Origin of the sequence: Cohnella phaseoli, assembly GCF_003386235.1 — a bacterium.
Classification (GTDB): domain Bacteria; phylum Bacillota; class Bacilli; order Paenibacillales; family Paenibacillaceae; genus Cohnella; species Cohnella phaseoli.
Genome location: NZ_QRDZ01000012.1, coordinates 186,064 through 199,521 on the forward strand (window position 1 = coordinate 186,064; position 13,458 = coordinate 199,521).

Annotated in this window: 10 protein-coding genes; all 10 read left to right on the top strand. The window is 53.7% G+C overall.

Annotation, left to right across the window (positions count from 1 at the left end; translation table 11 throughout):
- The first annotated feature begins 141 nt into the window (after positions 1-141).
- Positions 142-1,650 carry an extracellular solute-binding protein gene (locus DFP98_RS16540; RefSeq protein WP_220377118.1) on the top strand — a complete coding sequence of 503 codons (1,509 nt, stop codon included), beginning with the start codon at positions 142-144 and terminating at the stop codon, positions 1,648-1,650.
- A 58-nt stretch (positions 1,651-1,708) separates the two neighbouring features.
- Positions 1,709-2,605 carry an ABC transporter permease gene (locus DFP98_RS16545; protein WP_116061714.1) on the top strand — a complete coding sequence of 299 codons (897 nt, stop codon included), beginning with the start codon at positions 1,709-1,711 and terminating at the stop codon, positions 2,603-2,605.
- Positions 2,606-2,618: 13 nt separating this feature from the next.
- Positions 2,619-3,503 carry a carbohydrate ABC transporter permease gene (locus DFP98_RS16550; RefSeq protein WP_246016571.1) on the top strand — a complete coding sequence of 295 codons (885 nt, stop codon included), beginning with the start codon at positions 2,619-2,621 and terminating at the stop codon, positions 3,501-3,503.
- A gap of 31 nt (positions 3,504-3,534) precedes the next feature.
- Positions 3,535-7,215, top strand: a complete 3,681-nt coding sequence (locus DFP98_RS16555; protein WP_116061715.1) for a hypothetical protein — start codon at positions 3,535-3,537, stop codon at positions 7,213-7,215.
- An 82-nt stretch (positions 7,216-7,297) separates the two neighbouring features.
- Complete coding sequence (locus DFP98_RS16560; RefSeq protein WP_116061716.1) at positions 7,298-8,314, top strand: Gfo/Idh/MocA family oxidoreductase; 1,017 nt, start codon at positions 7,298-7,300, stop codon at positions 8,312-8,314.
- A 28-nt stretch (positions 8,315-8,342) separates the two neighbouring features.
- Positions 8,343-9,386: an alcohol dehydrogenase catalytic domain-containing protein gene (locus tag DFP98_RS16565; protein ID WP_116061717.1), complete on the top strand. Its 1,044-nt coding sequence runs from the start codon at positions 8,343-8,345 to the stop codon at positions 9,384-9,386.
- A gap of 17 nt (positions 9,387-9,403) precedes the next feature.
- Positions 9,404-10,918 carry a xylulokinase gene (locus DFP98_RS16570; protein WP_116061718.1) on the top strand — a complete coding sequence of 505 codons (1,515 nt, stop codon included), beginning with the start codon at positions 9,404-9,406 and terminating at the stop codon, positions 10,916-10,918.
- 22 nt (positions 10,919-10,940) lie between these two features.
- Positions 10,941-11,897, top strand: coding sequence for a shikimate dehydrogenase family protein (locus DFP98_RS16575; protein ID WP_116061719.1), 957 nt, complete (start codon positions 10,941-10,943; stop codon positions 11,895-11,897).
- Positions 11,898-11,941: 44 nt separating this feature from the next.
- Positions 11,942-12,526, top strand: coding sequence for a glucose-6-phosphate isomerase family protein (locus tag DFP98_RS16580; protein ID WP_116061720.1), 585 nt, complete (start codon positions 11,942-11,944; stop codon positions 12,524-12,526).
- Between the two features lie 5 nt (positions 12,527-12,531).
- Positions 12,532-13,455, top strand: coding sequence for a phosphoglycerate dehydrogenase (locus DFP98_RS16585; protein WP_246016572.1), 924 nt, complete (start codon positions 12,532-12,534; stop codon positions 13,453-13,455).
- The last annotated feature ends 3 nt before the right edge of the window (positions 13,456-13,458 follow it).

A 13,458-nucleotide genomic window follows, 5' to 3' on the forward strand; every position in this document is an offset into this window, starting at 1 on the left:
AGCAGCAACGAACCGCAGGAAAGATCGTCTTCAACAGCGCAACAAGAGACCGCTTCGGCATCATCGTCTAATTCTTCGGAACAAAATTTTGACCCTATGCAGAAATATGACCCGCCGATCGAGGTTACGACGGTAAGGTCCATGAACCCTTCGATTGTGTGGGACGAAGGCGAAAGCTACGAACGCAACGGGGTGTACGCGGCCTACGAGAACGATCTGGGGATCAAGATCAGAAATCTGTGGAGCGTGGACAGTTCCCAATACGACCAGAAGGTGAACATTGCGATCGCAAGTGGCGATATTCCCGATCTTATGCAAGTGAACAGCGTTCAATTCCAACAATTGCTGGATGCGGATATGATCATGGATATTGGGGAGGCGTTTGAGAAATACGCCACTCCTTATACCAAAGAATACGTGACCAGAGACGGCGGCGGGCAGCTCGATTCTACGAGAATCAACGGCAAGATGATGGCTCTGCCCTATACGAACGGCGTTCATAATGACTCGACCTTTCTATTTATCCGCAAGGATTGGCTTGACAAGATGGGCTTGCAACCGCCCAAGACGATGCAGGATCTGGAGGCAATATCGACGGCGTTTACCCGCAACGATCCGGACGGCAACGGCAAGGACGATACATTCGGCTTGGCGCTTCAAAAGGATCTTATGAGCGGATCGTTGGGCTTGCAAGGCTTTTTTAACGGATTCCACGCCTATCCCAACATCTGGCTCAAGAACGAAGCGGGCGAACTCGTATACGGCAGCATTCAACCGGAAGTGAGAAACGCTTTGGCCAAGCTGAAAGAGATGTACAAGAACGGCGAAATTGACCAGGAATTTGGCGTCAAGGATTTGGCCAAAGAAGCGGAATTGATCGCTCAGGACAAAATCGGCATTACCTACGGCCTCTTCTGGACCGGCAATTATCCTCTGCAATCCGGGGCTGTAAAGGACGGCAAAGTCGTTCAGGATTGGGGCGTATATCCGATTGTGGCGGCGGATGATCAGATCGCCAAGACACAGCTGCAAAAATCGACCGGATTATACTATGTGGTATCCAAGAAAGCCAAAAATCCCGAAGCGATTATTAAAATGTATAACCAATCCATCTGGGCAATGGATGCTCCGGCCTCGGATCCGAACGCCGTGAAGTACGTCAAAGGGAAAATTCAAATCGAAGGCGGAGCCGATCAGACTTATTATGTATTGAATCCGACATTCGTAGGCAAGCAGGACCGTTTCCCGGTGGTAGGCAAAACCATCTCGAAGGCGCTGGCCGAAAAGGACCCGACTCTTCTACCGGACTCAGAATTAATTTTGTACAATTTCATGACCGATTATTTGAACGGAAATACCGACCATTGGGGTTATGCCATACAGTTGGAACAAGGCGGCACGCTGGAAACCATGTATCAATATACCCAAGAAAACCGCTTTGTCTTTAATGAATTTTACGGGGCACTGACCCCCTCGATGGCCGAGAAGAACAGCACATTGACCAAAAAGCAGGATGAGGTTTTCACGAAGATTATCGTCGGCGCCGCGCCGCTGGAAGAATTCGATTCCTTCGTCGAACAATGGAAGTCTTTGGGCGGCAATGACATCACCCAAGAAGTGAACGAGTGGCACCAATCCGTTAAACAATAGCATCGCAAGGGAGGTCTGGAAGGTCCTCCCTTATTATTTAAGAAAGCCAGGAGCGCAAATGAGCAAAAGAAACAAAATAATTTGGCCCTACCATACCATGTTGTTTCCCGGCGTGCTGTTGGTGTTCATCTATTGCTACATCCCGATGGCTGGCATAATGATTGCTTTCCAAAAGTTTATTCCCGGCAAAGGGATTTTTCATTCGCCTTGGATCGGCTGGGACAATTTCAAGTTCGTATTCACGATGGAAGATACCCTTCAGGTTATCTATAACACCGTATTCATTGCCGTGCTGAAGATCGTGGTCGGATTCGTCGTGCCCATTCTGTTTGCCCTGTTGCTAAACGAAGTCAGGAAGATGCTGTTTAAGAGAACCGTCCAAACGCTCGTCTACTTGCCGCACTTTATGTCCTGGGTCATTCTGGGAGGGATTCTGATCGACATTCTCTCTCCGTCGAACGGACTCGTCGGCAAAGCAATGACTTTCATCGGATTGGAGCCCGTGTTTTTCCTGGGCCGCAACGACTGGTTTCCTTATGTCCTGGTGATCTCCGATGTTTGGAAGGAATTCGGCTTCAGCACAATCGTATACCTGGCCGCTCTGACCGGCATAAATCCTTCCCTGTACGAAGCGGCGAAGATCGACGGTGCCAACCGCTGGAAACAAACTCTGCATATTTCGCTCCCCGGCATTGTGCCGATGATCGTACTGGTAGGCACGCTGAGCTTGGGTAACGTTCTGAATGCCGGATTCGACCAAGTTTATAACCTGTACAGCCCTTTGGTCTATGAAAAGGGAGACATCATCGACACGCTGATCTATCGTTTGGGATTGGAAAGCGCGCAGTATGGCGTTGCTACGGCTCTCGGCTTATTCAAGTCTCTGGTTTCTTTTGTTCTGATTGCCACTTCTTATTTCGTGGCTTTTCGGTTCGCCAACTATCGAATCTTCTAAAGCAGGTGTTTCCGTGAGCGGATCTAAGATAACAGGCTCTCAAGCTTTTCAATGGTTCAATTACACGTTCTTATCGGTCGCTGCCTTTCTTTGTCTGGTGCCGATCATTCATGTGTTTGCCGTATCTTTAAGCTCGGCAAGCGCAGCCGGGTCGGGAGAGGTATTACTGTGGCCGGTCGATTTTACGCTGTCTTCGTACAAATTCGTCGTCCTCAAGGAGCAATTTTTGCAAGGGACATGGGTTTCGGTCCAGCGTGTGGTCTTGGGTACGGCTATCAACTGCTTGTTGACGATTCTGATAGCCTATCCGCTGTCGAAGGATTCGAGGTCGTTCCGCTCGAGAAGCGTTTACGCCTGGTATTTCGTTTTTACGATGCTTTTTGGCGGAGGGCTTATCCCTTATTATATGACGGTTAAAAGCACCGGTTTGATCGACTCGATCTGGGCGTTGGTTTTGCCGGCTGCCGTACCCGTTTTTAATGTCATTCTGCTGCTGAATTTCTTTCGTTCCTTGCCCAAGGAAATGGAGGAATCGGGGTTGATCGACGGTGCCGGTCACTATCGCATCATGTGGGCGATATATATCCCGCTAGCCATGCCCGCGATTGCAACGATTACGTTATTCGCGCTTGTCGGGCATTGGAACAGTTGGTTCGACGGCATTATCTTTATGAACAATCCGCACAATTATCCGCTGCAGAGTTACCTGCAGACCATCCTGATCAAGCGGGATACCAGCTTCATTACGCCGGAAGAAGTAAAATCGCTGATCCATGTATCGGAACGAACAAGCAAGGCGGCGCAAGTGTTTGTGGCCACCCTCCCTATTCTGGTCATCTATCCTTTCCTGCAACGGTATTTTGTCAGCGGGATCGTACTTGGAAGTGTGAAAGAGTAAGCGTTAAGAAACCAAAGGAGGATTTCATGCGATGCGTAAGTTGAAAAACACGGCGGTTATGTTATTGGCGCTGGTTTTGCTGCTTCAGACATTCTCAACGGTTTCCCCTGTCGATGCTCATTTTCAACAGCCTGCTTCCTATAACCACCAAGTGAACGATGTGTTGCAGAATGGAGGATTCGAGACCGTAACGGGATCCGCCTCTGATTATTGGTACGCATGGGGGGCCGCTTACGCTGTCGATTCTGCCGTTTACAAGGACGGAAGCAAATCGATCACTTGCAGCAATAGCACGGCAACGGCACAATGCGGCGCTTACCAGAGCCTTGTGCTAAACAGGTCGGATACGTACCCGATTAGGATCAGCGGATGGAGCAAATCGTCCAACGCCAGCGGGGAAAAAAATACCGATTACGCGCTGTACGCGGACATTACTTACCAGGACAACACGACGTTATTCGGCGAAGCGCTGGGGTTTGAAACGGGGACTCACGATTGGGAATATACGGAGTTCTATATCGATCCCGAAAAGCCGGTGAAGATTGTTACCTTGTACGTGCTATTCCGCAATAAAACCGGTCAAGTCTGGTTCGATAATATTAAAGTCGAAGAAGTTCAAGCCAATCTGCTGCAGGATAATTCATTCTCGTTAAGCAGCGGCGGCGTTTTCACCCACTGGGGAACGCATGGCAACGGATACACGGTAGCCGGCACGGAAGGGCGGGGAGGCGGCAGCGCCGCGAAAATGTCGGCCGCGACCCCGAATCAAACCTACGGCGTATTCCAGCATAAAGAGCTAAATCGCACGTACACGCGCCCGCTTCTTGTAACGGGGTGGAGCAAGGCAACCGGGGTCGGCGGCAGCACCAATGTGGACTACTCCCTGTATGCGGATATTCTTTACTACGACGGTACGGCCCAGTGGGGATTGAACATGCCTTTCGACACTGGCACCCATGATTGGCAAATGAAACAAATTTACTTCGATCCGGTCAAGCCGGTCAAGTCGATTACCGTGTATGGTCTCTTCCGCAATCATACGGGAACGGTCCTGTTCGACAACATTTCCGTCGAGGAGTTGCTCAATGAGAGCCCGTCCGTTAAAGCGATGAACAAGCTGAACTCTTCAGGAATGGGTGTGGAGCTGCTTGTCAACGGTTCTTACGAATCGGTAACGGGGAGCGCCTTTGACAATTGGGGGACTTTCGAGAGCTACGGGATCGATCCGAACGGAGGAAGAAACGGTTCCAAGGCGGTTGTGCTGGAAAACACGGGCGATAACGAGTCAAAAAGCTTGTATCAGACCCTGTATCTGAACAACTCCGATCCGCTTCTGATTATCAGTGGATGGAGCAAAGCGGCGGCGACCTCCGGAGTTGCGGGCAATGCGGGAGTAACCGGCGATCCCGATAACGGATATGCGCTTTATATGGATATTTTCTATACCGACGGAACGAGCAAATACGCGGTTACGGTACCTTTCTCCACCGGCGCTCACGACTGGCAGTATCGCGAGCTGTACTACTACCCGGAGAAGCCGGTGGCGACCCTATCGTTCTATGCGATGCTGCGGGGGAAAGTCGGCAAGGTATGGTTCGATGATTTGTCTGTCCGGAAAATGACAACCGAAGCGGTCAGTTTCGAGGATGCGCTGGTTGAGCCGCTTGCGGTCCCGGCCCAAACTTCCGCGATGACGGTAACCACCTCGAACGGATTGAGCCTGTCCCTGGGCAATCATTCGGTCACTTCCGTCAATCTGGATGGCAATGTCATCTCCAATTCGGCCATTCCGTCCGGTTTTCTAGTGCGCGACCACGCGGCTAAATCCGATGTGTATTACTTCAACAAAGTGCCGCATAGCAATCCCAATAAATTCAAGGGCCGGGCCGATGATTTGGGGTTGGAGATCGACGCCGATTTCACGGCTGTCGCCGAAGGGATCAAGGTGTCCGGAAGGTTGACAGACACCAAGGAAATCGACCGGGCGGTAAGCCTCACCTTTGCACTGCCCGTCGATGCCGACAATTGGAAATGGGGGGACTATATCCGCTCGGCGCAAACGATCCAAACGGGCCAAGCGGGTCATGTGTTCACGAATAGCGATCCGGTCGATTTTGAAACGGGCGCAATGTCCATCTATCCGATCTCCGCCATCTACGACGAGCAAGGGAATAAATCGTTATCGATGGGCTTGGATTACGGTAAGCCGGCACACTACCGTCTGGATTACAACGGCGGTACGAAACAATTGCTCATTACGTTCGAGTTCGGACTGGCGCCGGATACGGCCAATTTCCCGTCCAGCGCGGATTTCTCCTTCGTCATTTATAGATTCGACGCCGATTGGGGCTTCCGCAGCGCCTTCGATCAATATACGAAGCTGTTTCCGGAGCACTATACGGTTCGAATACAGGATCAGGGAATCTGGATGCCGTTCAAACCGATCGGCGCGTTGCCGGACTGGCAGGATTTCGGCTTTAAATTCAAGGAAGGAGATGACGATGCCTCCGACACCCTCTTCTCCAATCAGAACGATATTCTGGTGTTCCATTATGAGGAGCTTGGCTCGTGGTGGCAGCCGCTCGATCCGGAAGAGGACAAAACGATTGCCAACGCCATTGCCGTGCGCGACGCCGAGGCTCTCAACGGAGACGAAAAGTCGCAGATGGGTCAATCTGCCGCAATGCTCAATTCGGCAGGAAGCCCTTATCTGAGGTGGGTAGATGTGCCGTGGAACAGCGGCGCCCTGTGGATGATCAACGCCAATCCGGATCTACCCGGCACGACGAACGGTTACAAGATTTACTACAGCGAAGAGAAGCTCGAAGACAGGTACGATACGCCGCCCTCGGCGCCCAAGACGAATGGCGAGTATCTGGACACGTTGGACGGATGGCCATATGCGATGAACTTTAACCGTGCCCATTTCCCTTATGCGATCGCGCCGTTGACCTTCTCCAAGCTTAATTACAAACCTGCCGTTCATCGCGGATTTACGAATTGGGAAGCGACGAAACGCATTGCGGACCGCATGCACAGCATGGACAATTTCACAATGGCCAATGGCACGCCGCATTCGTATTCCATCTATACACCGTGGCTGGATGCCATGGGAATCGAACGCAATTGGCTTGGCGCGAGCGATTCCTTTGCTCCGGACGGGGACGAAATTTTAAGCAAGTATCGCACGCTCGCTTATCAGAAGCCATTTTTAATGCTGCAGAACACGGACTTCAGCAAGTTCAGCTACGAGCACATGGAGAAGTATATGCAGCGAAGCCTGTTTTACGGCATTTTCCCAAGCGCCTTTAGCCCGAATGCCAGCAACACCAGTAATTACTGGGTAGCGTGCGACAGTACGCCCGGCTGCGTCGAGTACTTCGAACGGGACCGCGATTTGTTCGTGCAGTATGTGCCCGTGATCAAAGAAGTTGCCGAGGCGGGGTGGGAGCCTTTGACTTATGCGGAAAGCTCCAATGCGAGCATTCTGGTCGAAAGGTATGGAAGAGGATCGGCCGTCTATCTTACGCTCATGAACGAATCGACGACAACGAACAGCGCCGTTATTTCATTCGCGCCGGGCTCTTTGGGCATAAACGGTTCGCCAAGTGCGACGGAAATGTTATCGGGATCGCCCGTAGCGATCACAAATAACACGTTCGCGGTCAGTATAAATCCAGGTGAAGTCAAGGTCGTAAAAATCGTCTCGTAGTTTGGCAGTTGTACGTCGGCGGGGCTTCCGGGAAGCTAGACAGCCTAAGGAGCCCCTCCAGACGAAGAGAGGAAGAAGGACAGTGGATAAACTCGGAATAGGATTAATCGGAGCGGGCCGGGCCGGTATGATTCATGCCCGCCATTTTCGCAGCAATTTGAACAACGCGCGGCTGGTCGCCGTTGCCGATCCGAACGAAAGCATCGCCAAACAGGCGGCAACGGAATTGGAGATCGGCGATTGGTACACCGACTACCGTCAATTGCTGGCTGATGAACGCATTCACGCCGTTGTCGTGGTTACGCCAACCAAATACCACAAAGAGATTGTCGTGGCCGCGGCGAAAGCGGGCAAGCATGTGCTGTGCGAAAAGCCGATGGCGATGAACGCGGCGGAATGCGATGAAATGATCGATGCTTGCACCCAGGCGAAGGTAAAGCTGCAGATAGGGTTCATGCGACGCTTCGATGAGAGTTTTCTCGAAGCCAAACGGCTGACGGAGGAGGGGGTTATCGGGGAAGTAATCCTGGTCAAGTCGTTGACGCGCGGACCAAGCAAGCCGCAGCCGTGGATGTACGACTTGCGTCTGAGCAACGGACCTTTGGCGGAAGTGAACAGTCACGATATCGATACGCTCAGATGGTTTGCGGGTTCCGACTTCGCTTCCGTGTATGCAATCGGAGGCAATTATCGTTGCAAGGAAATTCAGGAGCAATTTCCGGATTTCTACGATAATGTCGTGCTGACGGGATCGTTCAAAAACGGGAAGCAAGGGGTGATCGACGGCGCTTTGTCGGCCCAGTACGGGTACGATGCGCGCGTGGAGGTTGTCGGTACCGAAGGCGCGATATTCATCGGACAAACGCATGAACGCACATTGGTGACAGCGGATAAAAACAAACAGTTGACGAGGCCGTTTATGAACAGCTGGAAGACGTTGTACAAAGACGCGTACTTGAGCGAGGCGAGGCACTTTATTGCCTGCATCCTTGAAGATGTTCAGCCTCGCGTGTCCGGATATGACGGGAAAATGGCCGTTGCCGCAGTCAATGCCGGAAATGCCTCGATTCGAAAAGGCGAAGTGATACGGCTTGGTTGAACCAGAGTTGCGGAAAGGAAGCGACAGAATGCAAGCATTGCGAATGTTCGGTCCCGGAGATGTGCGTGTGGTGCAAGTAACGGTGCCCGATATCGGCGATCATGAGGTTTTGGTAAAGGTCAAAAGCGTCGGGATTTGCGGTACGGATCTGCGAATAATCAGGAACGGTATTACGGGCGTCGGACCGCAAACGCCGCGAACGCTTGGCCATGAAATCGGAGGGATCATCGCCGAAGTCGGTAGGAGCGTCAAAAACTATCGCAAAGGGATGAGAGTGGGGATCGCCCCGAATTTCGGATGCGGAATATGCGATTGTTGCATTCGGGGAGACCAGCACTTATGCGCCCGATACGAAGCGCTGGGCATTCAAATGGATGGAGGCTTCGCGGAGTATGTCCGCATTCCGGAGCAAGCCGTCCGGTTCGGCAACCTTGTCGAGCTTCCGGAGACGATCTCGTTCGATGCAGCGGCAATCAACGAGCCGCTATCCTGTGTCTATAACGGCATTATCCAGTGCCCGATTGCGGTCGGGGACGATGTTCTTATTATCGGTGCAGGTCCGATCGGGATGATGTATGCCCAAATGGCGAAAATGTGCGGCGCGGCGCGGGTCATCTTGACTAATCGGTCGCCGGAACGTCTGGCAATCGCCAAGCGGATTGACGATTCGTTCCTGACTGCGCCGGCCGAAGAGATCCGCGAGCGAATCGGGCAATGGACGGACGGCAGAGGCGTCGATGTGTGCGTCACGGCCAACGCTTCTCCGGAGGCGCAGCAGCTCGCCGTAGAGCTGGTCGGTTTGAACGGAAAAATCAACTTTTTTGGCGGGTTGCCCAAGGCTTCGGAGCAAGTGACCCTTAATACCAATGCGATTCACTACAAGCAATTATCAGTAACGGGCTCAACCAAAGCGAACAACCACCATTTTCGCAAAACGCTTCAGTTCATCGGCAGCGGCATCCTTAAGGCGGAACTGCTGGTTTCGGCCAAATATGCGATCGGGCAGGCCGAAGAAGCGATTCAATATGCGATGAGCTCTCAGGGCGTGAAGACGTTGATCGCTTTCGATTAGAAAAGGGGATTTGCCGCATGCCATACGTAATCGGAGCGGATATCGGCACACAGGGAACAAAGACCGCCTTGCTGGATGAGAGGGGAAAGATCGTCGCCTCTTCCTTTCATCCTTCCGTTCTGTACAAACGGGCTGGCGGGCACGTCGAGCAAGATCCGGAAGAGATGTTTGCTTCGGTCGTGCTAGGAATTCAAGCGGTGATGCAGCAATCGGGGGTATCCGCCAACCGAATTGCGGCCATCTCGCTTGATGGCCAGATGGCCGGCATCATCGGAATCGATGAAGACTGGGACCCGGTGACGCCCTATGATTCCTGGCTGGATACCCGCTGCGAAGCCTACATGCCGATGGTTAGAAGTTGGGGAGAAGAGGACATCGTCCGAATAACCGGCTGTCCGGTGACTTATTCGCACGGACCCAAGATTCTGTGGTGGCGTCATGAACGGCCGGACGTGTACAAACGGATCAGGAAATTTGTTGTTCCGAGCGCATACATCGCCGGGAAACTTGCCGGATTGCGTGCCGAACAGGCTTATATCGACCATACTCATTTGCATTTTACCGGATTTGCCCATACCTCCGAAGGGGAATGGTCAGGCGAATTGTTGAAAGCCTTCTCCATCGAGGCGGAGCAAATGCCGCGGATCGTAAGTCCGTGGGAAACGATCGGCTGTTTGACGGAAACGTACGCCAGGGAGACAGGGCTGATGACCGGTACTCCGATTGTGGCAGGCTGCGGCGATACAGCGGCCGCGACGCTCGGCGCGGGAATCGTGAGGCCGGGTCAGTTGTTCGATGTAGCGGGGACGGCTTCCGTGCTGTCCTGCTGCGTGGACGCCTATACGCCGGATACGGCCGGTAAAACACTGATCTATGCGCGTTCCGTGCTGCCGGGCCTATGGACTCCGCTTGCCTACATCAATGGCGGCGGGCAATGCCTATCCTGGTTCCGCGATCATTGGGGCCATCCGGAAGAGGGGGGGCGGCTCGGTTACGCCGACTTAAACAGCTCCGCCGAAGCGGTTGCAGCCGGCTGCGGGGGACTGCTGTTTGTTCCGCATTTCGGCGGCAGGGTATGTCCGAACAATCCCGATCTGCGGGGCGCATGGCTTGGTATGGAATGGGCGCACGAACGCGGAGCCCTGTATCGCTCCATCCTGGAGTCGATCGCTTACGAGTACCATTCTTATCTTCGCACGTTGACGGGATTGGCGGGGGAAGTGGCTTATACTGGGGTGCGGGTCGTCGGCGGAGGGGCCAAAAGCGCTTTGTTCAACCGCATTAAAGCGGATGTGCTGGGCATCCCTTACGAAACGTTGAAGGTCAAAGATACGGCGCTGATCGCCAATGCCGTCATCGCCGGTTACGGCGTGGGACTTTATCCCGATATGGCCGCTGCCGCCGAACGCATGGCCATACCGGAGACCGCCTTCAGCCCCGACTATTCCGCACACCTCCTGTATGCCAAGCATGCGGCCCGCTACCGGACGGCAATCGAATGCTTGACCGAACTGTATCGGAACTTGAAATAAAGATGAAGAAGAGGAGACGGATATGAAGCTTCCGACACCGGCGCAAGCGCCGACGATGTACTTTATTGGCGTCACGACGGCGCAATCATCCATTATGAAGCTGTTTCCGCTTTGGGCCCGGGAGCTGGGGCTGAAGGATGCGCAGATCAAAGGCATCGATATCGGCATCCACGCCGACCCGGAACTATACAGAGCGTGCGTCCGCTTCATTAAAGAGGACCTCCTGTCGCTCGGGGCGCTTGTGACGACGCACAAGATCGATCTGTATCACGCCGCAGCCGATCTGTTCGGGGAAATTGACGATTACGCCCGCCGATTTGAGGAGGTTTCGTCCATTTCCAAGAACGGAGCCTCACTGGCAGCTCACGCCAAAGATCCGATCTCCAGCGGCTTGTCGAAGGAGGCGTTCGTGCCGGAAGGTTTCTGGCGCCGCGGCGGACACGCCATGTTGATGGGAGCGGGCGGAAGCGCACTCGCCATCAGCTCCTATTTGACACGGAGGGACAAGGAACGAAGCGATGACGTGCCGGACACAATCATCCTGACGAACCGCAGCCGCGCAAGACTCGAGTCGGCGGAAGCGCTGCTGGGCAGGATCGACACGCCGGTCCAATTCGAATACCGTCTATGCCCGGAGCCGGAGGACAACGACAACGTTCTGCGGGAGCTTCCGCCCAATTCGCTTGTAGTTAATGCGACCGGCCTCGGGAAAGACCGCCCCGGATCGCCGTTGACGGATGAAGCGGAATTTCCTGCGGACAGCCTCGTATGGGAGCTGAACTATCGCGGCGCGCTGGACTTCATGCACCAGGCGCTGCGCCAACGGGAACTAAAGCGGCTGCATGTGGAGGACGGATGGATCTACTTTATCCACGGCTGGACCCAGGTTATACAGGAGGTTTTCCATATCGAGATAACCGGAGAGATGTTCGGTCGTCTGGAGCAAATCGCGATGAATTTGCGGAACGCTTCGCAATAACCGAAGCGTAAGGGCATGAAACAAGGAACGAGGGGAAGTCACACATGACTATAAACGAAATCGTCAAGCCGTTCACGGCCTATTTCAGCCTGAATAACGGGCTTTCCGACAATAAGCCGGCCTTGCGGCGTTTTTTGTCGCAGATGCCGGGTATGTATGCGGACGATGAAGCGTTCAGAGCCGCAATCGGTGAAGGAGATCGATTGGCCTACGAGTTTCATGAACTCGGTATTCCCGAAAGCGACGGAAACTTGGCTTTCGGAACTAGCATCGTCTATCCGGGTAAAGTCGGCGCGGAGTACTACATGACCAAGGGGCATTACCATAACGTGCTCGATACGGCGGAAGTGTATTATTGCATCGGCGGTCACGGCCTGATGCTAATGGAGAATCCGGAAGGGGAATGGGATGCGCAGCCTTTTGCTCCAGGCAATGCGGTCTATGTGCCGGGGAGGTACGCGCACCGCAGCATCAATACGGGCAAGGAGCCGCTGATCACGTTCTATGTTTTCCGCGCGGACGCCGGGCACGATTACGGGACGATCGAAACGAAGGGCTTTCGGAAAATCGTAGTCGAGGACCCTGACGGCGGCCACCCGAGCATCGTAGACAATCCGAAATGGAAGTGAGTTCAGTGTCCAAGGTTGTGGTAACACCGCGTTCGTTCGCCGCGCACAGCGATGAACCGATGCAAATTCTGCTTCGCAACGGATGCGAAGTGTCGCTGAATCCTTATGGCAGAATTATGACGAAATCCGAGCTTGTTTCGATGATCGGCGACGCCGATGCCATTATCGTCGGCGTGGATCCGCTCGATCGGGAGGTATTGGAGCGTGCGGAGCGGCTCAGGGTCATTTCTAAATACGGAGTCGGAACGGACAACATCGACTTGCGGTATGCCGAGGAACGCGGCATCGCCGTTACGGTTACCCCGGGCTCCAATACCGACGCGGTTGCGGATTTTACGATCGCGCTGATGCTGGCTTCAGCGCGAAAGCTGAACGAAATCGACAAGGCCTGCCGACAACGTAATTGGTCGAAGCGGACGACGGTCGATATGCACAAACAGACGCTCGGTTTGATCGGGCTCGGCCAGATCGGCAAGGCCGTAGCTCGCCGGGCGGCGGGTTTCGATATGCGAATTCTGTCTTTCGATCGGTTCCGGGATGAGGCGTATGCCGCGCAACACGGAATCGTTTATACGGAGTCGATGGATGAGGTGCTCAAAGAGGCAGATTTCATCAGTCTTCATTTACCCTTGACGGACGACACGCGCCATCTGATCGGAAGGGCGCAATTCGCTCTGATGAAGGAAACAGCCGTTGTTGTCAATACCGCGCGCGGCGGTCTGATCGACGAAGAGGCGTTGTTCGAAGCATTGCACACGGGGCGGATTTGGGGAGCGGGCATTGACGTTTTCGAGGAAGAGCCGCCGCGCAACACAAGCTTGCTGGAACTGGACAATCTCGTGATCGGCTCGCATTGCGCGGCGTCGACGGTAAGCGCGATCGACAATATGGGGATACTCGCCTCGCAAAATCTGATTCGTTACCTATAGGGA